23 protein-coding genes are annotated in these 20,899 nt (G+C 67.9%); 16 read left to right on the top strand and 7 right to left on the bottom strand.

Going from position 1 to position 20,899, the window contains the following annotated elements:
* Nucleotides 1-61: 61 nt before the first annotated feature.
* Entirely contained in the window at nt 62-502 is a 441-nt protein-coding gene (locus FB547_RS16545) for an NUDIX hydrolase (protein ID WP_145744040.1), read from the top strand.
* A gap of 27 nt (nt 503-529) precedes the next feature.
* Here FB547_RS16545 and FB547_RS16540 read toward each other — a convergent pair whose 3' ends face one another.
* Complete coding sequence (locus FB547_RS16540; RefSeq protein ID WP_145744038.1) at nt 530-1,069, bottom strand: cupin domain-containing protein; 540 nt, start codon at nt 1,067-1,069, stop codon at nt 530-532.
* Nucleotides 1,066-1,809: an NAD-dependent epimerase/dehydratase family protein gene (locus FB547_RS16535; RefSeq protein ID WP_145744036.1), complete on the bottom strand. Its 744-nt coding sequence runs from the start codon at nt 1,807-1,809 to the stop codon at nt 1,066-1,068. Before FB547_RS16535 ends, FB547_RS16540 begins: the two co-directional genes overlap by 4 nt.
* An 86-nt stretch (nt 1,810-1,895) precedes the next feature.
* On the opposite strand from FB547_RS16535, the gene FB547_RS16530 reads away from it, so the two are divergent.
* The 4 genes from FB547_RS16530 to FB547_RS16515 all read left to right on the top strand — a co-directional run bounded on the left by FB547_RS16530 (nt 1,896) and on the right by FB547_RS16515 (nt 5,311).
* On the top strand, nt 1,896-3,341 hold the full coding sequence (locus tag FB547_RS16530) for a PLP-dependent aminotransferase family protein (protein WP_145744035.1): 1,446 nt from the start codon (nt 1,896-1,898) through the stop codon (nt 3,339-3,341).
* A 63-nt stretch (nt 3,342-3,404) separates the two neighbouring features.
* A complete protein-coding gene (locus FB547_RS16525; RefSeq protein ID WP_145744033.1) occupies nt 3,405-4,649 on the top strand; it encodes a glycerophosphodiester phosphodiesterase in 1,245 nt (414 codons plus the stop codon).
* Nucleotides 4,650-4,761: 112 nt separating this feature from the next.
* Nucleotides 4,762-5,025 carry a hypothetical protein gene (locus FB547_RS16520; RefSeq protein ID WP_145744031.1) on the top strand — a complete coding sequence of 88 codons (264 nt, stop codon included), beginning with the start codon at nt 4,762-4,764 and terminating at the stop codon, nt 5,023-5,025.
* Between the two features lie 7 nt (nt 5,026-5,032).
* Nucleotides 5,033-5,311 (top strand): hypothetical protein, encoded by a 279-nt coding sequence (locus tag FB547_RS16515; protein ID WP_145744029.1) that lies wholly within the window; start codon nt 5,033-5,035, stop codon nt 5,309-5,311.
* 69 nt (nt 5,312-5,380) lie between these two features.
* Here the strand turns inward: FB547_RS16515 and FB547_RS16510 are convergent, their stop codons facing one another.
* Nucleotides 5,381-6,535, bottom strand: coding sequence for a hypothetical protein (locus FB547_RS16510; RefSeq protein WP_145744027.1), 1,155 nt, complete (start codon nt 6,533-6,535; stop codon nt 5,381-5,383).
* Nucleotides 6,536-6,658: 123 nt separating this feature from the next.
* Between FB547_RS16510 and FB547_RS16505 the strand changes: the two genes are divergently transcribed.
* Nucleotides 6,659-7,276, top strand: coding sequence for a type IV toxin-antitoxin system AbiEi family antitoxin domain-containing protein (locus tag FB547_RS16505; protein ID WP_145744025.1), 618 nt, complete (start codon nt 6,659-6,661; stop codon nt 7,274-7,276).
* Nucleotides 7,273-8,118, top strand: coding sequence for a nucleotidyl transferase AbiEii/AbiGii toxin family protein (locus tag FB547_RS16500; protein WP_145744023.1), 846 nt, complete (start codon nt 7,273-7,275; stop codon nt 8,116-8,118). The genes FB547_RS16505 and FB547_RS16500 overlap by 4 nt, the downstream gene beginning before the upstream one ends.
* 16 nt (nt 8,119-8,134) lie before the next feature.
* Here FB547_RS16500 and FB547_RS16495 read toward each other — a convergent pair whose 3' ends face one another.
* Nucleotides 8,135-9,046: a LysR substrate-binding domain-containing protein gene (locus FB547_RS16495; RefSeq protein WP_145744021.1), complete on the bottom strand. Its 912-nt coding sequence runs from the start codon at nt 9,044-9,046 to the stop codon at nt 8,135-8,137.
* A gap of 123 nt (nt 9,047-9,169) precedes the next feature.
* On the opposite strand from FB547_RS16495, the gene FB547_RS16490 reads away from it, so the two are divergent.
* The 7 genes from FB547_RS16490 to FB547_RS16460 all read left to right on the top strand — a co-directional run bounded on the left by FB547_RS16490 (nt 9,170) and on the right by FB547_RS16460 (nt 15,922).
* On the top strand, nt 9,170-10,333 hold the full coding sequence (locus FB547_RS16490; RefSeq protein WP_145744020.1) for a CaiB/BaiF CoA transferase family protein: 1,164 nt from the start codon (nt 9,170-9,172) through the stop codon (nt 10,331-10,333).
* Between the two features lie 49 nt (nt 10,334-10,382).
* Entirely contained in the window at nt 10,383-11,300 is a 918-nt protein-coding gene (locus tag FB547_RS16485; RefSeq protein ID WP_145744018.1) for a dioxygenase, read from the top strand.
* A 12-nt stretch (nt 11,301-11,312) separates the two neighbouring features.
* Nucleotides 11,313-12,119 (top strand): citryl-CoA lyase, encoded by an 807-nt coding sequence (locus FB547_RS16480; RefSeq protein ID WP_145744016.1) that lies wholly within the window; start codon nt 11,313-11,315, stop codon nt 12,117-12,119.
* Nucleotides 12,116-13,090, top strand: coding sequence for a Bug family tripartite tricarboxylate transporter substrate binding protein (locus tag FB547_RS16475; protein ID WP_261380303.1), 975 nt, complete (start codon nt 12,116-12,118; stop codon nt 13,088-13,090). Before FB547_RS16480 ends, FB547_RS16475 begins: the two co-directional genes overlap by 4 nt.
* A gap of 53 nt (nt 13,091-13,143) precedes the next feature.
* On the top strand, nt 13,144-14,130 hold the full coding sequence (locus FB547_RS16470) for a Bug family tripartite tricarboxylate transporter substrate binding protein (RefSeq protein ID WP_145744015.1): 987 nt from the start codon (nt 13,144-13,146) through the stop codon (nt 14,128-14,130).
* 51 nt (nt 14,131-14,181) lie between these two features.
* Entirely contained in the window at nt 14,182-14,997 is an 816-nt protein-coding gene (locus FB547_RS16465) for an AadA family aminoglycoside 3''-O-nucleotidyltransferase (protein ID WP_145744013.1), read from the top strand.
* Nucleotides 14,998-15,061: 64 nt separating this feature from the next.
* Complete coding sequence (locus FB547_RS16460; RefSeq protein WP_145744011.1) at nt 15,062-15,922, top strand: NmrA family NAD(P)-binding protein; 861 nt, start codon at nt 15,062-15,064, stop codon at nt 15,920-15,922.
* 27 nt (nt 15,923-15,949) lie between these two features.
* Here the strand turns inward: FB547_RS16460 and FB547_RS16455 are convergent, their stop codons facing one another.
* The 3 genes from FB547_RS16455 to FB547_RS16445 all read right to left on the bottom strand — a co-directional run bounded on the left by FB547_RS16455 (nt 15,950) and on the right by FB547_RS16445 (nt 19,301).
* Nucleotides 15,950-17,746 carry an alkaline phosphatase D family protein gene (locus FB547_RS16455; RefSeq protein ID WP_145744009.1) on the bottom strand — a complete coding sequence of 599 codons (1,797 nt, stop codon included), beginning with the start codon at nt 17,744-17,746 and terminating at the stop codon, nt 15,950-15,952.
* A 143-nt stretch (nt 17,747-17,889) separates the two neighbouring features.
* Nucleotides 17,890-18,483, bottom strand: coding sequence for a hypothetical protein (locus FB547_RS16450; RefSeq protein ID WP_145744008.1), 594 nt, complete (start codon nt 18,481-18,483; stop codon nt 17,890-17,892).
* A gap of 152 nt (nt 18,484-18,635) precedes the next feature.
* Nucleotides 18,636-19,301, bottom strand: coding sequence for a TetR/AcrR family transcriptional regulator (locus tag FB547_RS16445; RefSeq protein ID WP_145744006.1), 666 nt, complete (start codon nt 19,299-19,301; stop codon nt 18,636-18,638).
* Between the two features lie 84 nt (nt 19,302-19,385).
* Here FB547_RS16445 and FB547_RS16440 point away from each other — a divergent pair, with 84 nt between their 5' ends.
* Nucleotides 19,386-20,219, top strand: coding sequence for an SDR family NAD(P)-dependent oxidoreductase (locus FB547_RS16440; RefSeq protein WP_222431241.1), 834 nt, complete (start codon nt 19,386-19,388; stop codon nt 20,217-20,219).
* 186 nt (nt 20,220-20,405) lie between these two features.
* Nucleotides 20,406-20,876 carry a helix-turn-helix domain-containing protein gene (locus FB547_RS16435; RefSeq protein WP_145743999.1) on the top strand — a complete coding sequence of 157 codons (471 nt, stop codon included), beginning with the start codon at nt 20,406-20,408 and terminating at the stop codon, nt 20,874-20,876.
* The last annotated feature ends 23 nt before the right edge of the window (nt 20,877-20,899 follow it).

Genomic DNA, 20,899 nt, shown 5'->3' with positions numbered 1-20,899 from the left:
TGTCCGCGCGGGCGCGGCGGAGATGGCGCGGCCGCCTCCGCCTGGCGACAATCGTTCGACCATGAAAACCATCTCCTACGGCGTGCTCATCGTCAACGAGCAAGGCCAGCTTCTCATGGCGCACGCGACGGGCCAGAAGCACTGGGACATCCCCAAGGGCGGCGGAGAAGCCGGCGAGTCCGCGCGCGAAGCAGCCATCCGCGAAGTCCGGGAAGAGACGGGCATCGAGCTGGCCGCAGATTCGATGGAAGAGCTCGGGCGCATGCCGTACCGTCCCGGCAAGGACCTGCACCTGTTCCGCGCCTTCGTGCACACGCGCGACTGCGACATTGCGGCCTGCAAGTGCACGAGCTTCTTTCCTCACCACGCTTCAGGCGTGATGACGCCCGAGGTGGACCAGTTCAGGTGGGTGGACCCCGCGGACGTACCGGCGCTGGCCGCAAAGTCGATGACGGCGGCGCTTCGGACGCTGCCCGGCTTCGGAACGGCGAGGGACATCTGACGCCGCTGGCACCTCGATGCGCCCCGCTCAATCGGCATCCGGCGGCAGCACCAGCGGACCGCAGTTCTCGTCGGCAACGAACACTGCCACCAGCTTTGCGGGGCGCACCGGATCGGGGTTCTCCGCAAAGAGATGCAGCGTGCGCGGCGGCTCGAAGAAGGTCTCGCCGCTCCTGTAGGTGCCCACCGGAGCGCCGCCGAGCTGCGAGCGGATGGTGCCTTCCAGAATGATCGCGGTCACCGAGCCCGGATGCCGGTGCGCCGGCGAATAGGCCAGCGGCGGAAAGTCGACGAGCACGGTGGTCACCGACTTGCCCGGCACGTTCGGCAGCGCCTCGCACGAGAGCACCTTGACCGAGGTCGCGGGCCTCGCATCGGCACCCGAACCCGCGGGCGCCGGGGCCGACGAGAACATGGGCCGCGCCACGCTGCTGCACACATCGGCGAACCATTGCGCCGCCTCCTGCCGGTTGCCGTGCGGCATCAGCGCCCAGCCGGCGGCCAGCACCAGGGAGAGCGCCGCAATGCCCGCGCCGAGCGGGCCGCGATGAAGCCTCGCCGCATTCACGATGCAACCCTCTGGCGCAGCCGCAGCGACGCACTCCAGCCCAGCTCGCGCCTGGCCTTCTCGCTGCTGACTTCGGGGTTGTGCTCGGCAATGTTGAAGACACCGCCCTGCGCATGCCGCAGCGCCAGCACCGCGGCCCAGGCCGCAGCCTCCACATGGACCGGGCACGCGCCCCTGGGCTCAGCGCTCGACGTGCCTGGACCGTAGAACTGCCCGTAGCGCAGCACCGTGCCCGTGAGGCCCGCCGTGCCCAGCACACTGCGCTCCAGCGCCGCCACGCCGGCCACGCTGACGCCGCGCGTGCCTTCGGCCGCGAGATCGAGCGGATCTTCCTCGACGTGCGGGGTCGCGCCGGACGCATAGAGCCAGGCGATGCTCTGCGCCACCAGCCGGCGGCTGCCGGCCGCCACCGCCGCGGCCACGAGGTTGCGCGTGCCCTCGTCTCGCACGCGCGCATTGCGATGGGCCGCATCGGCCATCAGCCTGGGATCGAGGTCCGGCGGCAGGTCGGTGAGCTGGTGGATCACGCTCGCTGGTGCTATGCGCCTCAGCGCCGCGCGCAGCGCTGGCGCGTCGAACACGTCGACGACGACGGGCACCGCGCCGCGCGCCTCCAGCGCATGCGCGCGCTCGGGGCGCCGCGTGCTGCCGTACACGGCGTAACCCGCGTCGAGCAACAAGGGCACGAGTGCGCTGCCGATGGCACCGGCCGCACCCGCCACGAATATCTTCTCGCTCATCGCACGTCCTTTTCTACTGGCTGTGCGAAGCTTAGGTTTTCGATGACCCATTCCAAAGAGCCAAGATTCGTCAAAATGAATGGGCCATGATTCAAGAGAAGAAATCTTCCGCCGCCCTCCTCGCGATCGACCGCGCAACGTCCACGCCGCTGCACCGGCAGATCTACGAGCGCTTTCGCACGGCCATCGAGCAGGGCCTGCTGCGCCCGGGCGATCGCGTGGCCTCGGCGCGCAGCCTGGCCAGCGAGCTGGGCGTGGCGCGCGGCACCGTCGAGGCGGCCTACAACCAGCTCGCGGGCGAAGGCTATTTTTCACCGCAGGGCCAGGCGGGCACGGTGGTCTCGCCCTCGCTGCCTTCCCCACGGTCGGCGCGCCGCGCCCCCCGGCCGGCCGAGGCGCGGACCGTGGAGCAGGAACTCGCCGAACCCGCGCCGCCACCGCCTTTGCAGCTGGGCATTCCCGCGCTCGATGCCTTCCCGCGCAAGCTCTGGGCGCGCCTGGTGTCGCGCCGTGCCAGGGCAACGGCCGCGGCCGACATGTTCTATGGCGATCCCGCGGGCCATCCGTCGCTGCGCACGGCCATTGCCGCCTACCTGCGGGTGTCGCGCGGCGTCGCGTGCCATCCGTCGCAGGTCTTCGTGACCGGCGGCTACCGCGCATCGCTCGCGCTCATCTCGCACGCACTGCTCGCAAGGGACGACCGCGTGTGGGTGGAAGACCCGGGCTATCCGCCGACGCAGGAAGTGCTGCGCAGCGCCGGCCAGCGCACGGTGCCCGTGGCGGTGGATGAAGAAGGCCTGGTCGTTGCGCGCGGCATGCGCAAGGCAGCGAAGGCGAAGATGGCCATCGTCACGCCCTCGCACCAGGCGCCGCTCGGTGTCTCGATGTCGCTCGCGCGCCGGCTGCAGCTGCTCGACTGGGCCTCGCAGGCAAAGGCCTGGATCGTCGAGGACGACTACGACGGCGAATACCGCTACGCCGGCCCGCCGCTGCCCGCGCTCAAGAGCCTCGACCGCCACGACCGGGTGCTCTACGCCGGCAGCTTCTCGAAAGTGCTGTACCCCGGCTTGGCGCTGGGCTACGTGGTGGTGCCCGATGCGCTGCGCGGCGCCTTCGGCGAGGCCGCGCGGACAGGGTCCAACGGATGTCCGCAGCTCACGCAGGCGGTGGTGGCCGACTTCATCCGCGAAGGCCACTTCTCGCGCCACCTCAAGAAGATGCGGCTGCTCTACGCGCGCCGCCGCCAGATGCTCGCGGCCGCACTGCTGAAGGTCTTCGGCGAGGACGTGCGCATCGACCTGCTGGGCGGCGGCATGCACCTGATCGCGCGCTTCGACCGGCGGCGAGACAGCGATGAGACGCTGGCCCGCCGGGCGCAGCGTGCCGGCCTGAACTGCCAGCCGCTGTCCGTGCGGGGCACGGCAAGCTTCCGCGACGCGGGGCTGCTGATCGGCTTCACCAACATCGGCTCCGCGATACGTGCGCAACAGCTTGCAACGATGTTGCGGGCAGCCCTGGACCGAAAGCCCTGAGAATTCACCGGCCTGTCATGCACGCCGCCTAAGGTCCGTCCGCACACCAGCGAGGAGACATCCATGCACACCCTGAAAAAGATCTGCAATGCGTTCTTCGGCCTGGGCCTGCTGCTCGCCGCCGCGGGCCCGGCCACCGCGCACGAGGAGAACGCAAGGCGCCGCGCCGACAATGCGCCGCTCGTGATCGGCCATCGCGGCGGCGCCAACGGCTACCTGCCCGAGCACACGCTGGAGGCCTACGCGCTCGGCATCTCGCTGGGCGCCGACTACATCGAGCCCGACCTGGTCGCCACCAAGGACGGCCACCTGATCGCCCGGCACGAGCCCAACCTGATCGACACCACCAACGTCAAGGACCTGCCGCAGTTTGCCAACCGCCGGCGCACGGTCATGCTCGATGGTGTCGCGACCGACGGCTTCTTCGCCAGCGATTTCACGCTGGCCGAGATCAAGCAGCTGCGCGCCGTGCAGTCCTTCGCGGAGCGCGACCAGTCGTTCAATGGCAAGTTCCAGATCCCGACGCTGGCCGAGGTGATCGACCTGGCCAAGCGCAAGTCCCGCGAAGAGGGGCGGCGCATCGGGATCTATCCCGAAACCAAGCATCCCACCTACCACCAGAGCATCGGCCTGCCCCTGGAGGACAGGCTGCTGAACGTGCTGAGCGCGGCCGGCTGGAACCAGCGCAACGCCCCTGTCTTCATCCAGTCCTTCGAGACCGCCAACCTTCGCTATCTGCGCAGCAAGACGAGCGTGCGCCTGATCCAGCTGGTGGACGCCAACGACGTCAAGCCCGACGGCACGCTGGACCTCAGCAAGCCTTACGACAAACCCTACGATTGGGTGGTGTCGAACCGCGACGGCCTCTTCAGCGATCTGCTGACGCCGCGCGGCCTGCAGGAAGTGAAGGGCTATGCGGACGGCATCGGCCCGTGGAAGCCGTACTTGATTTCGAGCGCGTGCAAGTCCGTGCAGGCCGGGGCGTGCGCCGACGTGACCGGCGACGGCGTCATCGACGAGCGCGACCGCGTGCTGCTGCCCCCCACCAACGTGATTGCCAATGCGCACCGGCTGGGACTGCTGGTCCATCCGTACACCTTCCGCAGCGAACAGAAGCGCCTGACCGGCAGCTTCAGCGGCAACGCGGTCAATGAATACCTTGCGTTCTACGAGGCCGGCGTCGACGGGCTGTTCAGCGATTTCGCGGACACGGCGGTCGCGGCACGCGCGATGTTCCTGCTCAAGCACGATCCCGACTACGCCGCCTGCCTCGTCAATTCGCGCAGGTGCGAACGCAATAACGATTGACCCGACGCTACCGCAGCCCTCCGCGGCATCCGTGGTGCCGTGTTCGGGAGCAACCAGAGAGCCATCCCAGGGGATCGCTACCATCTCGACATGCTCATGAACGGGTTTGCGTATGTCTCCATGGTCCTGGCTCGGCTTGGCATTTGCCGCGGCACTGCTCGTGTACGACGTGTACGACGTGTACGTCGTTACGCTCGTGCTGCGATCGGATGCATTCGGCCGGTCGCAGAAGTTGGCGCAGATCGCACTTGTCCTGCTGCTGCCGGTGATAGGCGCCGCCATCGTTCACTGGTTTGCGCGGGAAGGCGTCGCGCCGCTGCCGCGCCCGGATCGGGAGTTCGTGCCGCAGGATCGGCCGACGCTGGGTCAGCGCTAGCAACCCCATGACTCTGCGGCAAGTCGGATCGTGGATGCCTTTTGCATGCGCATCCATCCTCAGCTTTTTGGCCTACAGGACCCTTTCCGCAAGCGAGTGGTACTACGTGTGGCTGTGGTTGCTGACGGGCCTGAGCGCCGTGCTTGCGGCGAGACTCCTTTGGCAGGCCGGCTTCAAGTGCGCGGCTGCGGCAGGAACAACCATCGGCTTGCTGGTCGGCCAATGGTGGCTGGTGGAGGCTCTGATCCTGCGAGCGTTCTGGCGCATCAACGGGTTCGCCCCCTGAGGTTGCAGGACGGCCATTGCCCGTCGAAAACCGGTCGCCCCGAGTCGCAAGGCGATCTTCGCTCCCGCCTCAGCCGCCTTCGCTGCCGTCCGGCCTTCCTGGCTGAAGATCCATTCGCAGCCCCGCGACTGTGCCGTTCTCTACATCGAGTACGAAGCGCATCGCCGGACCTTCGACAAGGATCTCGATCTCCAGTTTCGCCGTCGCCCGGTCGAAGCCCATCTGCGCACCCTGCCAGGCCGCCGCGGCATCGCGGGCCGCGAGTGAAGCCATCTCCACCTTGAGGCCGCGGCCGACGGAATGGGAGTGCAGTCCGATCGCATGGCGCCCTTCCAGATGCATTTGCAGGCCCGGCACGGCAACCAGCCCCTCGCCAAGCCGCAGCTCGCCCGAGAGCGACGTGCGGCTCAGCAGCAGGCGCGCCTGCTGCGTCAGCCCATGGCCCGGGCCCCTGTGGCCCTGGCGCAGCATCGACTCGGCAAAGGCCTGCAACTGCAACTTGCCGCGCTCGGAAACCCAAGGCCCCAGCAAGGCCCCGCGGTGCTCGAACACCACGCCCGCGAGCGGCGCCGAGGCGAACTGGTACAGGTAGCTGCGCCCATTGGGCGCGTCGACATAAACGCCCATGCGGCTCACGCCCATGCGCGAGTCGGGGCCGACATGCTCGACCGTCGCATCGTTGAAGTCGATCTGGCCGCCGCGAAAGGGCACCGTGACGTCGGCATCGAACAGCAAGTGCGCGTCGGTGATCTGGCCGCGGATCGTGCCTTCGGCTTCGCCGAGGGGAGCAAGGTGCCATGCATCGGCTGCAGTATGGCCGGCCGCGTCGCCGGGCGTTGCCGCCGCTGCGTCCGTCGCGCCCTGGCTCGCCTCGCGGATCTTCCGGATCCGGGGCGGCAGGACCAGGGGGCCGTGCAGCTTCAATCCCGAGAACTCGGCTCTGTCCGCCTGGACGGAAACCAGGCGCGGCACGCCGGCTTCGACGCGCAGCCGGGCCACCAGCTCATGCGCGTCGATGCGGCCGATTTCAAGGACGAACGGATCCGACGCCAGCCGCAGCGCCATCGCCTCGAACCGCCGGACGCGGAGTTCGACGGCGCCGTCCGGCAGGGATTGCCACGTCACGCCATCGAGCGTGCAGCGATTGCGCCCGGCATCGCCGGAGGCGCCGAGTTCCGATCCGAATGCGAGTTCGATGAGGGAGGCCGCGAGCGAGACGGTCATGGCGTGCTTCTACCAGAGCTCGCGCCGCCTTTGCCATCAGAAGTGAGCAGGCGGCCAAACCTTCGAAGTGCGAAATTTAGTCATTTATTGACAACTGACTAGTAATTGCAACAAACTAGCACAGTGGCACTGCACTCCAATCCGACCCTTGAACAAGCCGCGCTCGCACTCGCCGAGCGCCAGCCGCTGCTGCGCGCGCGGGATCTTGCGAGGCAGGGCCTGCCGACGGCGGTTCTCAGCCGGCTCGTGGCGGCCGGCAAGCTCGAGCGCGTTGCCCGCGGTGTCTACGGCCTGCCGGGACGAGCGCTCAGCGAGCACCGGTCCCTGGCCGAGGTGGCGCTGCGCGTGCCGCGCGGCGTGGTGTGCCTGCTCTCGGCTTTGCGCGTCCACGGCATCGGCACGCAGGCACCGTTCGAGGTCTGGATGGCGATCCCGCATCACTCGCCCACACCGCGACTGGACCAGCCCGCGCTGCGCGTGGTGCGCATGTCGGGGGCGGCCTTGACCGAAGGCGTCGAGCCCGTCGAAATCGACGGCGTGCAAGTGCCTGTGTTCAATGCCGCCAAGACAGTCGCCGACTGTTTCAAGTACCGCAACAAGATCGGGCTGGACGTGGGGCTGGAAGCGCTGCGCGACGGCTGGTCGCAGCGCAAGCTGACGATGGATGCGCTCTGGCAGTACGCCACGGTGGATCGCGTGACCAATGTCATGCGCCCCTATCTGGAAAGCATCACGGCATGAGCCGCAACCTCGCAGCGTCCATCCGCGCCCGCTTGAAGCAGCGCGCAGACGCCACGAGACAGGACTTCAACCTGACGCTCACCCACTATGGGCTGGAGCGGCTGCTGTACCGGCTGTCGATCTCGCCGCATGCCGCCAACTACCTGCTCAAGGGCGCGCTGCTGTTTTCGCTGTGGTACGACCAGCCGCATCGGCCGACCCGCGATGCAGACCTGCTGGGCTTCGGTCCGGACGACATCGACACCGCCACTTCGGTGTTCCGCGATATCTGCCGGATCGAGCTGGAGGATGGCATCGCGTTCGATCCTGCCTCGGTCAAGGGCTCGGTGATCCGCAAGGAAGCGGGTTATGGCGGCGTACGGATCGATCTGCGGGCACAACTGGATGGCGCGCGTCTCGCGCTGCAAGTGGATATCGGCTTTGGCGATGCGGTCACACCGGCACCGGAATCGGTGCAATACCCGGTGCTGCTCGAAGACCTGCCCGCGCCGCAACTGCGCGCTTATCCGAAATACACGGTAGTCGCCGAGAAGTTTCATGCGGTGTGCCTGCTGGGCATGGCCAATACCCGCATGAAGGACTACTTCGATCTCTGGGTGCTGCTCACCGAAGGTTCGCTGGAAGCCGCCGAGATGCGCCGGGCCGTCGATGCCACTTTCGCGCGGCGGCAATTGGTGATGCCCAACAGCCTGCCCTCGGGGTTGAGCGATGCGTTCGCGCAGGATCCAGCGAAACAAAGGCAATGGGCCGCCTTCCTCCAGAGGAACCAGCTGGGTGACCTGGATCTCGCCACTGTCGTCGTGCGGCTGCGCAGCGAATTTCAGAAGCTCCGAACCGCCTGAAGAGCCGATACCGCTGCTAGCGCACGCGCGGGGCCGCGCCCTGCAGGCTGCTGCGCAGCGCCAACTTGCGCACGATGGTCGAGAACGCGCGCGTGGCTGCCGCGTCGCGCGCCACCGGTGACCACAGCATGCCGGGCGTGCGCACGGGCGTGGGGCTTTCCAGCCGGATGACCACGAGCCCCGAGAGCGGGTTCACCACGTTCGCGGCCACGATGGACGCGAGCTGCGTCTTGGCGACCAGGTCCATCATCGGCGCGAGCGTGTTGATCTCCGCCACCACGTGCGGCTGCGCACCGCAGGAGCGGAAGCACTCGTCCAGCATCTGGCGCGTCGCGAAGCTGGCCGGCAGCAGCACCATCGGCAGGCGGTGCAGCTCCACCATGCGCACACGCTTGCGCCGCGCGAGCGGATGTTTTTTGGCCACCACCAGGACCATCTCCTCGTTGTAGAGCGGCTCGAACTGCAGCGGCCCGGGCACGCTCGGCCGGTAGGCGATGCCCAGGTCCAGCGTGCCCTGCTGCAGGCGCGCGGCGATCTGGTCGGCCGACAGCTCCTCGACCACCACCTTCACGCGCGGGTGCCGCGCCTGGAAGCTCGCGATGCAGTCGGGAATGAAGCCGAGGTTGAAGGTGTGCGTCGAGCCCACGCGCAACTCGCCGGTCACGTCGGAGCTGTCCTGGCGCAGCGCGCCCAGCCCCAGGTCGATCTCGTGCAGCGCCTTGGTGCAGTAGTGCAGGAACTCGTCGCCGGCGTCGGTCAGGCTCACGCGCTTGCCGATGCGGTCGAACAGCGCAACGCCGATCTCCTCTTCGAGTTGCTTGATCTGGTGCGACAGCGTCGACTGCGTCACGTGCAGGCGCTCGGCCGCACGCGTGAAGTTCAGCGAGCCCGACAGGGCGATGAAGTAGCGCAGGTGCCGGAGTTCCATGGCGTTCCTCGGGATCAATGATCGATGACATCGATGCTAACGATGGAAAACAATCATTTCCGAGATTCGCGGATGCAACCTAAAGTTTCTCCGGCCCCCACAACGACCACAGGAGACCTCCCGGTGCAAAAAGTCCTCAGCGGCATCAAGGTGCTGGAGCAAGGCACGTTCATCACCGGACCGGCCGCCGGCATGTTCCTCGCGGACCTGGGCGCCGAGGTGGTCAAGATCGAGCAGCCCGGCGCGGGCGATCCGTTCCGCGCCTTTCGCGGCGGCCTCTACAGCCCGCACTTCCAGACCTACAACCGCAACAAGCGCAGCGTCACGCTCAACCCCAAGCTGCCCGAGGACGCGGCCGTGTTCGACGAGCTGGTCAAGGACGCGGACGTCTACATCCAGAATTTCCGCCCCGGTGCGGCCGAGCGGCTGGGCGCCGGCGAGGCCAGGCTGCGGGCGCTCAATCCACGGCTCGTGTATTGCGCCATCAGCGGCTTCGGGCAGACCGGCCCCGCAGCCGGCCGCCCTGCCTACGACACGGTGGCGCAGGCCGCGAGCGCCTTCCTCAAGCTGCTGGTGAACCCGGCCAACCCGCGCGTGGTCGGCCCCGCGCTGGCCGACGCCATGACCGGCTTCTACGCCGCCTACGGCGTGCTCGGCGCGCTGGTCGAGCGGGGCCGCACCGGCCGCGGGCGCGCGGTCGAGGTGTCGATGCTGGAGGCGATGTGCCACTTCAACCTCGACGCCTTCACGCACTTCTTTTCGGAGGACGAGGTCATGGGCCCGTTCAGCCGGCCGAGCGTTTCGCAGTCCTACGTGCTGGAGTGCGCGGACGGCCTGTGGATCGCGCTGCACATGTCCTCGCCCGAGAAGTTCTGGCAGGGCCTGGCCAACGCCATCGAGCGCCCCCGCCTGTTCGCGGACCCGCGCTTCGCGTCGCGCGAGGCGCGCATCGCGCACCAGGAAGACCTGATCGCGCTGCTCGGCGGCGTGTTCCGCCAGCAGACCCGCGCTGCGTGGTGCGCGCGGCTCGAGGCCGAGGACGTGCCGCATGCGCCCATGTACGACACGCGCGAGGCCATGGAAGACCCGCAGGCGCGGCATCTGCAGCTGCAAGTGAGCGCGCCGCACCCCGAGGGCGGCGAGTGGCACACCATCCGCTCGCCCGTGAGCTTCGACGGCGAGCGCGCGCTGGAAGTCACGGCACCTCCCATGCTCGGGGCCGACAACGCGGCCATCGTCGACCCGATCCGCCAGCGCCTGGGGCAGCCTCCCAACGCCGCGCGCTGAGCCCGGCACGGCCTTCCGAAAACACAACGAGCCAGGAGACAAGACAACCATGACGCCATCGAACGAAAGCGAGCTGACGCAGACCGTGCTCAAGAGCCTGGAGGGAACGCGCGACGCGCGCTTCCTGCAGCTCATGCAGTCGCTGATCACGCATCTGCATGCCTTCATCCGCGACGTGGACCTGAAGCCGGACGAGTGGATGCAGGCCATCGAATTCCTGACGGCCACGGGCCAGACCTGCACCGACAAGCGCCAGGAGTTCATCCTGCTGTCGGACACGCTGGGCGCCTCGATGATGGTCGTGATCCTGGACCAGCTGCGCGCTGCCGCCAGCAAGCGCGGCCGCGCCGTGAACGAAGCGACCGAAGCCACCGAGCTCGCCGAGGCCACGCACGCCACCGTGCAGGGCCCCTTCTACTGGGAAGGCGCGCCCGACCTGCCGCTGGGCGCCGACGTGGCTCAGGGCGCCCGCGGCGAGCCGACCTTCTACAGCGGCCGCGTCACCGACACCCACGGCCAGCCGCTCGAAGGCGCGCTGCTCGACATCTGGTCGGGCGACGGCGAAGGCGTGTACGACATGCAGCTCGAGGGCGCCGCGATGCAGGCACGCGGGCGCATCCGCACCGATCACGAAGGCCGCTACTGGTTCTGGTCGATCCGCCCGAGCTTCTATCCGATTCCGGTCGACGGGCCCGTGGGCCGCATGCTGGAGGCCATGGGACGGCATCCGAACCGCCCCGGGCACATCCACATGATGGTCTCGGCGCCGGGCCATGTGCCCGTGACCACGCACCTGTTCGTGGCGGGCAGCCCGTACATCGAATCCGATGCCGTGTTCGGCGTGCGGCCGCGGCTCGTCGTGGACTTCGAGTCCCACCCGCCGGGCCGCGCGCCGGACGGCCGGCCGATGGAGACGCCCTACTGGTCCGCGCACTACGACTTCCGCCTCGAACCCCGACACGCCTGAAAGACCACGCCCATGAAAATCGGAAAGTCCACCGTCCCGCGCACCGCCATCTGCACCTCGGACGAACACACCATCGTCGTGCGCGGCCAGGACCTGTGCCAGGAGTTGATCGGGCACCTGTCGTTCAGCGACTATTTCTTCCTGCTGCTCACCGGGCGCCGCCCCGATGCCGCGTGCAGCGCCGTGCTCGACGCCACGCTGGTGGCGATCGCCGAGCACGGCCTCGTGCCGAGCGTGCAGGCCAGCCGCATGACCTTCGCGGCCGCGCCCGATGCGCTGCAGGGCGCGGTGGCGGCCGGCATCCTCGGCTGCGGCTCCGTCATCCTCGGCGCATCGGAAACGGCCGGGCGCCTGTTCATGGATGTGGCGGCGCGCATGGATGCAGGCGCCACGCTGCAGCAGGCCGCCGCCGCGGCCATCGCCGAACTCAAGGCCGCGCACGCGGCGATCCCTGGCTACGGCCATCCGCTGCACAAGGAACGCGATCCGCGCGTCGACCGGCTGATCGACGTGGCGACACAGGCCGGTGCCGACCTGCGCTACGTGCGCATCGCGCAGGCGCTGGAAGAAGCGATCCCGGGCATCGTCGGCAAGGACTTGCGCATGAACGTCTCCGCGGCAATTCCGGCGGTGCTGCTGGGTGTGGGCTTTCCGGTGGCGTCGCTGCGGGGCGTGCCGATCCTTGCGCGCACCGCGGGACTGATCGCCCACCTTGCGGAAGAGGCCGAGATGCCGAGCGGCTTTGCGCTCTCTTACCAGGCCACGCGCGAACTGCAGTACGAAGGCACGGTGCCCGCGGCCTTCGGGGAGGCGCGGTGACGAAGCGCCGCGCCATCCTGGCCGCGGCGGCTGTGGCCGCGGCGCTGCTTGCGCAGGGCAGCGGCAGCGCATGGGCGCAGGCAGGCGATGCGCGCCCCCTCAAGCTGGTCGTGCCCTTCGCTGCCGGCACCACGACCGACATCGTGGGACGCGTGCTGGCCGAAGCGCTGGGGCGCCAGCTGTCGCAGGCGGTGATCGTCGACAACCGGCCCGGCGCGGGCGGTGCCATCGGCAGCGAACTCGCGGCCCGCTCGGGGGCGGACGCACACACCGTGCTGCTGGGCACCGTGGGCACGCATGCCATCAATGCGACGCTCTACAAGCGCCTGTCCTACCAGCCGCAGCGCGACTTCGTGCCGCTGGGCTTCGTCGGCGCCACGCCCACGCTGCTGGTCGTGCCCGCCGCGGCGCCGTGGAAGACGGTGGCGGACCTGCGCCAGGCCAGCGGCAAGTCGGTGAGCTTTGCTTCGGCCGGCAATGGCACCTCGGGGCATCTTGCGGGCGAGTTGCTCAACCTGCGGCTCGGCAAGGACTTCGTCCATGTGCCCTACCGCGACGGCGCCCAGGCGCTCACCGAGGTGATGGCGGGGAACGTGCAATTCATGTTCTATCACCCGGCCGCCGTGCTGCCGCAGATCCGCGCCGGCAAGCTGCGCGCATTGGGCGCATCGAGCGCCCGGCGAAGCATGGCCGCGCCCGACGTGCCCACGCTCGCCGAGCAGGGCATTCCGGACTTCGACCTGGTCGCGTGGTTCATGTTGTATGCGCCGGCCGACATGCCCGCCGCGCAGCGCGACCGCCTGCGCGAAGCCACGCAGGCGGTGCTCGCCCAGCCTGCGGTGCGCGACAAGCTCGCGGCCCAGGGCATCGAGCCCCTGGCGATGAACACATCGGAAATGGCCGCCTTCGGCGCGGCCGAGATCGCGAAGTGGGGCGAGGCCGTGCGCCGCTCCGGCGCGCAGGTGGATTGAAGAAGACAGAACAACCCAACAAACGGGCCCCCATCGGCCCAAGGAGACAAGCCATGCGTTCGACAACAACCCTCGTCAAGAAGATGCTCGGCCTGGTGCTGGGTCTCGCCGGCATCCTGGCCACGGGCCATGCAGCTGCCCAGAATGCGGAATGGCCGAGCAAGCCGATCCGTATCGTGGTGGGCTTCGCGCCCGGCACGCCGCCCGACATCTTCGCGCGCATGTACGGCGACTATGCGAGCCGCAAGCTCGGCGTGCCGGTGCTCATCGACAACAAGCCCGGCACGGCCGGCAACCTGGCGTCGGACACCGTCGCCAAGGCGCCGGCGGACGGCTACACCTTCCTCTACAACCTGTCGACGGCGTTCACGATCAACCCGTACATCTACAGCAAGCTGCCGTTCGATCCGGAGAAGGACCTGGTCCCCGTCGCCACCACGATGCGCCAGGGCCTCGTGCTGATCGCGAACACCAAGTTCCCGGCCAGGACCATCAAGGAGCTTGTGGCCGCGGCCAAGGAAAAGCCCGGCATCTACTCGCACGCCTCGTATGGCGCCGGCAGCCCGTCGCAGCTGATCGTCGAGTCCCTGAAGGACGAGGTGGGCATCACGATGCTGCATGTGCCGTACCGCGCGAGCCCCATCGCCGATCTCGTCGGCGGACAGGTCGACACGCTGATGGAACCGATCGCCACGGGCTATCCGCTGATCAGCAGCGGCCGCGTGCAGGCGCTGGCCTACTCGGGCCCCACGCGCCACCCCGCTTTGCCGGACGTGCCCACGCTCTCGGAGGTGATGCCGGGCTTCTCAATGATGTCGTGGCACGGCATCTGGGCGCCTGCGAACACGCCGGCCGCGCTGCTCAACCGGTTCAATGCGGTGTTCGTCGAAGCCAGCAAGGACCCGGACCTCGCCAAGCGCATCAAGGACCTCAACAGCGAGCCGCTGGGCGTCACGCGCGCCGAGATGAGCGCGATGGTGCGCCGCGATGCGGAGATCTACAGCCGCGTGGTGAAGGCGCGCAACATCCGCGTGGATTGATCCGCCGCGTTCATTGCCTGCCCGTTTCCGCGGCCCTTAACATCGGCCGCGATGACCGCTTCACTGTCACTGCCCCCTGAAATCATCCCGCAGCTGTCGCAGGCGCGCACCGTGCTCGAGCGCCACCTGGCCGGCACGCTCCAGGCCATCCACCTGTTCGGCTCCGCCGTCGATGGAGGGCTCAAGCCGCACAGCGACATCGACCTGATGGTGACCGTGGGCGCCCCGCTGGCCGCATCGGTCCGGCAAGCACTGATGATGGACCTGCTGTCGGTCTCGGGCAGCCCCGGCGCCGGCGCACCATGGCGCCCGCTCGAAGTGACGCTCGTCGTCCGAGGCGAGGTCGTGCCCTGGCGCTATCCGCCGCTGCGCGAACTGCAGTTCGGCGAATGGCTGCGCGAGGAACTGCAGACCGGCATCGTGGAGCCCGCCATGCCCGACCATGACCTTGCGATCCTGCTCGGCAAGCTCAGGCAGCACAGCATCTGCCTGCTCGGCCCTCCCGCGGACGAACTGTTCGACCCGGTGCCGCGCGCCGATTTCACGCGCTCGCTGCTGGACACCGTGGCGCAGTGGAACGACGCGCCGGACTGGCAGGGCGACGAGCGCAATGTGGTGCTGGCGCTCGCGCGCATCTGGTTCAGCGCGAGCACCGGCGAGATCGCGCCCAAGGATGCCGCAGCCGCATGGGCGCTGGAGCGCCTGCCGGACGAGCATCGGCCCGTGCTGGCGAGTGCGCATGCGGCTTACCTGGGCCGTGCGCCGGACAACTTGGCCGATCGTCCTACCCAGGTTGCGGCGTTCGTGCGCTACACCAAGGCACTGATCGTGGACATGGTCTGCGCAGGCCCTGCGCCCGCGCGGTGAGCCATTGCGCCCGATCGCACCTCAACAGACTTTCCTCCAGGCACGACGAAAAGGAGAGACACGGATGTACGTCATCATGGGTGGCACAGGACACGTAGGCTCGGCGGTCGCGCAGGCACTGCTCGACCGCGGCGAACCAGTGACGATCGTCACGCGCGACGCGAAGCGCGCCGGCGCATGGCGCGCAAGGGGCGCCGAGATCGCCGAGGCCAACGTCGAAGACGTGGCGTCGCTGCGCGCGGCGTTGCAGCGCGGTCGCCGCGCCTTCCTGCTCAATCCATCCGCGGACACGTCGGCGGACACCGACACCATCGAGCGGCACACGGTCGCCAACATCCTGTCTGCGCTGGAGGGCTCGGGGCTGCAGAAGGTGGTGGCGGAATCGACCGGCGGCGCGCAGCCCGGCGAGCGCATCGGCGACCTGAGCGTGCTGTGGGAACTCGAAGAGGGCCTGCGCCGCCAATCCATTCCGGCAGCCATCAACCGTGCGGCCTACTACATGAGCAACTGGGACGGACTGCTCGACGCCGTGCGCAGCACGGGCAGGCTGCCCACGATGTACGACCCCGGCCTTGCCATTCCCATGGCCGCGCCGCACGACCTCGGCGAGATCGCGGCCCGCAGGCTGGTGTCCCCGCTCGACGACGTCGGCATCCGCTACGTGGAGGGCCCGCGGCGCTATACCTCGGCGGACGTGGCGAAGGCGTTCTCGCAAGCGCTCGGCCGGCCGGTGGAGCTCGACGTCACGCCGCGCAACCAGTGGAAGGCGGCGTACCGCGCCCTCGGCTTTTCAGAAGCGGCCGCAGACTCGTATGCGCGAATGGCCGCGGTGAGCGTCGACAGCGGCTTCGAGATGCCAGGCGATGCCCTGCGCGGCTCGACGACGCTCGATGCCTACATCCGCGGCCTGGTGGCGCGATCCTGACGGTGGCGCGCCACCAACCACCCATGTTCAGGCAGCGAGCACCTGCAGGTTGCCCGCGCCCGGCAGCGCGCGCAGCGTGGCGGCGAGCCGTACCGAATAGTCGCGGCTGAACACCGTGCTGACCTCGATGTAGTCGCAGCGCGCCTCGGCCGGCGTCAGGGTCAGCACCACATAGCCGCGCTTGCTGGTCTCGGCATAGCGCAGGTCGTCGACCATGCGCCGGAAGCCGTCGGCCAGCAGGTCGTTGGCGATCAGCGGCAGCGCCCGCTCGAAGCCCGGCGACGACACCGACGAGGTGCCGAACTCCACGCCGACCCGCTGCCCGGTATTGTCGGTGAGGTTCCCGGCCCATGAATTGTGCGTGTCGCCGGCCAGCGAGATCAGGTTCTTGCCCTGGTTGCGCGCCATGGCCAGCACCGCGTCGCGCGCGGCCGGATAGCCGTCCCACGCGTCCAGGTTGTAGGGCACCTTCTGCTGCGTGACCAGGGCCCGCTGGCTGTCGCTGCGCGCGGAGTCCGGAAGCGCCAGCGCCGCCAGGTAGGCGGTCAATGTCTCGAGGCTGAAGTCGGTCGCGATGCTCAGGGGAATGGCCATGCGCATCATGAGCACCTGCTGGCCGAGCACCTGCCAGGTGCAGGGCGATGCAGACATGCGCTGCGACAGCCAGTCCACCTGCGGCTGGCCCATCAGCTGCCGCGTCGGCGCCGACGCTTCCCCGGCCAGGTACTGCTCGAGCGTGACCTGCTTGTCGCGGCCGATCAGCCGGGTGTCGAGCATGTGCATCGAAGCCAGCGTGCCGAAGTCGAAGGAGCGGTAGATCCGCAGCGGGTTGGCGGGGTCGGGCAGCCGCGTCGGCAGCCACTCGTGGTAGGCCTGCACGGCGGCCGCGCGCCGTGCGGCAAAGCTGCCCTCGGTCGCTTCGTCATGGTTCTCGGCGCCGCCGGACCACGCGTCGTCGGCCACGTCGTGGTCGTCCCACACCGCGATCATCGGCAGCCGCGCATTGAGGGCCCGCAGGTCCGCGTCGGTGCGGTACTGCGCATGGCGCAGGCGGTAGTCCGCGAGCGTCAGGATCTCGTGGTCGGGGTTCGACTCGCGGTCGATGGCGATGGCGAGCTGCGACGCATAGCCCACGCGGCCGTACTCGTAGATGTAGTCGCCCAGGTGCAGCACCAGGTCGATGTCGGTGCGCTTGGCAATGTCGGCATACACGTTGAAGTAGCCGCTCGGGAAATTGGAGCACGACACCACCGCCAGCCTCGCCTGCGATACGCCGCCCACCGGCAACGTGCGCGTGCGGCCGATCGGCGAGTGGTCGTTGCCCATGGAGAAGCGATAGAAATAGGTGCTGGCCGGCTGAAGCCCCGCGGCGTCCACCTTGACCGTGTAGTCGCGCTCGGGGCCGGTGCTCGCGGTGCCGCGCGCAACGATGATGCCGAAGCGCTCGTCGCTGGCCACCTCCCAGTCGACATTGAGCGTGCCCGGCGCAGGCGCCGTCACGCGGGTCCAGAGGATCACGCGGTCGGACAACGGATCGCCGCTCGCGATGCCGTGCTTGAACACCGAGTCCGAACCCTCGGGCGGGCTTCCGCCCCCACCTCCCCCGCCGCCGATGCCGCCGCCGAAGCCACCACCTCCTCCGCCACCGCCGCCACCACAGGCGCTCAGGCCAATGCCGCTGCCCGTGAACATCGCGAACAGCACGGCGCTGCGCAGCAGCGAGCGCCGGGTGGTGCCGGTCAGGGCTTGCGGGGGATCGCTGTCCTCGTCATGGAAGGCATGGCTTGTCTCGCCGTTGTTCTTCTTCTCGTCGTGGGTGCGCATGGCTGTCTCCTGATCCGCCGACGGCAAGACGCACGGCACGCCTCGGTCCCCGTTCGACGTCGGCGCCATTTGAATGTGAAGCCCTTGGTTTTCAACGTAGGCTGCCGCCGATGCGCGCGTCAGCCGGGAACGCAGGGGTACCCTCAGTTCAACGTGTCGAAGAGCCTGAAGATCCACGACAGCTGGTAGACCAGCGTGGCCGCCACGAAGACGGTGTGAAAGCGCTGGCTGGCTGTCCTGGCCGCCACGATGCACAGCGTCACGAGAACGGGCGTGCGGATCAGGTATTCCAGCGCAAACCGGGCGAAGTGCGCCTCGCCCTTGATCAGCGTGTCGACCACGTCGAGCAGGTAGGTCGCGCCCAGCAGGCCGAAGAACCAGGCGCGCCGGGCATAGAAATAGTCTTCATAGCTCGCGTAGTCGCGCATGCTGTCCGGAAAGAGCAGCGCGCACAGCAGGAACAGCACGATCGCGTAGCTCACGATGAAGGCATAGGTGCCGAAGGTCCAGCTCTCGATCTGGTAGAGGCCGAACTCCCACCACCAGAAATGCACCAGCGCCAGCAGGACCGAAGCCACCCAGGCAAGGTGCACCGCATAGAGCCGGTACTGCGCCGGGTGTTGCACGATGCGCGCCACGCCCGACAAGAGCCGCGTGACGCCAAGGCCGATCACCATGCCCATGACGATGCGGATGTGCGGGAAGATGTCGTGGGCGGAGATGGCTTGTTGCTGCATTCGGGGGCTTCATGGTGTTGGGACGGTGCCAAGGGATGGCCAGGCTGCCCATGCCACGCTACAGCACCTGGAGGTGCGGCTCAGCGCAAGACCCTGCTGCGACCGGGCGTTTTGCGCCCATGGCATGGCGCATTCCCGGCCGCGAACGCCTTCTATGCCTGGGCCATTCCCCGCATCAATGTGAGCAGGGCATGTTCGAGGTCTTTTTCGAAGTCGTACCGCAGGCTCTTCAAGTCGGGAAGCTCGATCACTTGTGCGGCCATCCCGGCCGGGTTGCTGAGCGGCCACAGCCCGATGATGAGCGGCAGCGCATGCTTCACCACCTGTTCGAAGGCTCGCACCGGCACGGCGGGCACGCGGGCATGGAAGTCCTGCGCTGTCCGTTGCCGGATGGCCAGCAGGCTGCCCTTGAAGTCGACCATGCGTTCGTACGACACCTTGCGCTCGAGGATGGACGGCAGGATGCTGATCAGCCGGCAAAGCAGGGGCCGGGCAGAAATGGTCGAGGCGAAGACGCGGGCAATGTGCTCGACGCTCGCGCCGGCCTTGCCGCCGCGCGCCAGCGCCGTGCCCAGCTCGGCATGCCATCCTGCAAATTCTTCGACGAGCAGGTCCATCAACACGGCCTCGCTGCTTTCGAAATAGCGGTAGACGTTCGACTTGGTCATCTGCGCCTCGCGCGCGAGTTCGTTGATGCCCAGGTCCAGGGCCTCCGGGCTCTGTTGCAGCATTTTCCGGGCGGTGACCAGCAGGTGGCGGCGCCGCTCTTCCTTCTGCTCGGCAGAGCGGGCGCGTACGTAGGGGATGGGCGAATTCATGCGGTGATCACGTTCCATTTGCTAAAAGACCGATGGTCTGTTAAATTACAGACCATCGGTCTCCAATCTTGCCTGAAAGCAAGGATGCCGGCCACCTCCAGCGTCACTGCAACTTCAACAAAGGCGAACATCATGGCTACCAACGTCGACTCCTGGGTTCTCATCACTGGTGCGTCCAGTGGCTTCGGCGAAGAATTCGCAAGGCAATACGCAGCCAAGGGCCACCCGCTGATTCTGGTTGCGCGCCGACTCGATCGGCTGCAGGCCCTGGCTGCGGCGCTGCAACAGGAGTGGGGCATCAAGGTCATCGTGGAGCAGGCAGACCTGTCGGACGTGGCCGCCGTCCACAGGTTGCACGCCAACCTTCGCGAGCGCGCCATTGCGGTCGAGATCCTGATCAACAACGCGGGTCACGGCCTGCAGGGCGCTTTCCTCGACACGCCGATGCAAAGCGCCCTGGACATGTTGCACCTGGACATCGCGAGCCTCACGGTCATGACGCGGCTCTTCGGCGAGGACATGCGCGCACGCGGCCACGGCAAGATACTGCTCGTGGCCAGCATGCTTGCTCACTTCGGCGTGGAAAACATGGCCGTCTATGGCGCCGCCAAGGCCTATGTGCTGCGCCTTGGCGATGCCTTGCACCGTGAGTTCAAGCGCGATGGCGTGACGGTGACCTCGCTGTGCCCCGGCATGTCCGACACCGGTTTTGCGCAGGCCGCGAAACAGAAGATCACATGGGGGCTCAAGCTTCTGATGATGAAGCCGGCACCGGTGGTGCGGGCGGGAATCCGTGCGCTGCACGCCGGCCGCGTCAGTGTGGTTCCGGGCTTCAACAACAAGGCTGCCGTCGCGATGGTGTGGGCAACACCGCGATGGCTGCACCAGGCCATCTTTGCGCGCGTCATGAACAGTTGAGCGCGTTGCACGCGCCACCAGGGCTGCCGCGGGCCGTCATCGCGACGCCACAACACGTGAGGCGGACTGCGGCGGAAGTCCTGTCTCCGATTGGGAATTTGTCGAATGCGACAGACCATTCTTTCCATTGCTTTATGTCACTCATTCTGGACAAATCTCCTGGCTTGTCTAATATGAGATACACATATGCCTTCTGCAGCCCCGCCTCTCACCCCCGCGGCCGATCGCCGCCTCGCAGCATTCGGCCGGCGCATCCATGCTCGCCGCAAGGCCCTGAAGGTCAGCGCCACTGCGGCGGCAGAGGCTGCAGGCGTGTCCCGCATGACGCTGCATCGCATCGAACGCGGCGAGCCCTCGGTCACGATGGGGGCCTACATGAATGCAATCGCAGCGCTGGGCCTGGATGTCGACGTGGTCCCGTCAACACAATCCGCACAGCCGGCGCCGATTCCTGGCGGCGTTCGTATCGCCGATTACCCCCAACTGCGCCGACTCGCCTGGCAGCTGGCACCGGGCACCGAACTCACGCCCGAAGAGGCGTGGGCCACCTACGAACGCAACTGGCGCCATGTCGATGCATCGGTGCTCCATGCGCGAGAGCGGCGATTGCTCGATGAACTGGCACGCGCATTAGGCAGGAAGCCGCTGCATGATTGAACGCCCACACCATCAACGGGCGT

Origin of the sequence: Variovorax beijingensis (assembly GCF_007828835.1) — a bacterium.
Taxonomy (GTDB): domain Bacteria; phylum Pseudomonadota; class Gammaproteobacteria; order Burkholderiales; family Burkholderiaceae_C; genus Variovorax; species Variovorax beijingensis_A.
Note: the sequence above shows the minus strand (reverse complement) of the source record. Positions and strands in the feature narration are given on the sequence as shown.

Bases quoted from the DNA above. Each gene is read 5' to 3' on its own strand.
- FB547_RS16545 (WP_145744040.1), top strand. From the start codon at position 62: ATGAAAACCATCTCCTACGGCGTGCTCATCGTCAACGAGCAAGGCCAG.
- FB547_RS16535 (WP_145744036.1), bottom strand. From the start codon at position 1,809: ATGAGCGAGAAGATATTCGTGGCGGGTGCGGCCGGTGCCATCGGCAGC.
- FB547_RS16530 (WP_145744035.1), top strand. From the start codon at position 1,896: ATGATTCAAGAGAAGAAATCTTCCGCCGCCCTCCTCGCGATCGACCGC.
- FB547_RS16525 (WP_145744033.1), top strand. From the start codon at position 3,405: ATGCACACCCTGAAAAAGATCTGCAATGCGTTCTTCGGCCTGGGCCTG.
- FB547_RS16520 (WP_145744031.1), top strand. From the start codon at position 4,762: ATGTCTCCATGGTCCTGGCTCGGCTTGGCATTTGCCGCGGCACTGCTC.
- FB547_RS16515 (WP_145744029.1), top strand. From the start codon at position 5,033: ATGACTCTGCGGCAAGTCGGATCGTGGATGCCTTTTGCATGCGCATCC.
- FB547_RS16510 (WP_145744027.1), bottom strand. From the start codon at position 6,535: ATGACCGTCTCGCTCGCGGCCTCCCTCATCGAACTCGCATTCGGATCG.
- FB547_RS16500 (WP_145744023.1), top strand. From the start codon at position 7,273: ATGAGCCGCAACCTCGCAGCGTCCATCCGCGCCCGCTTGAAGCAGCGC.
- FB547_RS16495 (WP_145744021.1), bottom strand. From the start codon at position 9,046: ATGGAACTCCGGCACCTGCGCTACTTCATCGCCCTGTCGGGCTCGCTG.
- FB547_RS16485 (WP_145744018.1), top strand. From the start codon at position 10,383: ATGACGCCATCGAACGAAAGCGAGCTGACGCAGACCGTGCTCAAGAGC.
- FB547_RS16480 (WP_145744016.1), top strand. From the start codon at position 11,313: ATGAAAATCGGAAAGTCCACCGTCCCGCGCACCGCCATCTGCACCTCG.
- FB547_RS16470 (WP_145744015.1), top strand. From the start codon at position 13,144: ATGCGTTCGACAACAACCCTCGTCAAGAAGATGCTCGGCCTGGTGCTG.
- FB547_RS16465 (WP_145744013.1), top strand. From the start codon at position 14,182: ATGACCGCTTCACTGTCACTGCCCCCTGAAATCATCCCGCAGCTGTCG.
- FB547_RS16460 (WP_145744011.1), top strand. From the start codon at position 15,062: ATGTACGTCATCATGGGTGGCACAGGACACGTAGGCTCGGCGGTCGCG.
- FB547_RS16455 (WP_145744009.1), bottom strand. From the start codon at position 17,746: ATGCGCACCCACGACGAGAAGAAGAACAACGGCGAGACAAGCCATGCC.
- FB547_RS16450 (WP_145744008.1), bottom strand. From the start codon at position 18,483: ATGCAGCAACAAGCCATCTCCGCCCACGACATCTTCCCGCACATCCGC.
- FB547_RS16445 (WP_145744006.1), bottom strand. From the start codon at position 19,301: ATGAATTCGCCCATCCCCTACGTACGCGCCCGCTCTGCCGAGCAGAAG.
- FB547_RS16440 (WP_222431241.1), top strand. From the start codon at position 19,386: ATGCCGGCCACCTCCAGCGTCACTGCAACTTCAACAAAGGCGAACATC.
- FB547_RS16435 (WP_145743999.1), top strand. From the start codon at position 20,406: ATGCCTTCTGCAGCCCCGCCTCTCACCCCCGCGGCCGATCGCCGCCTC.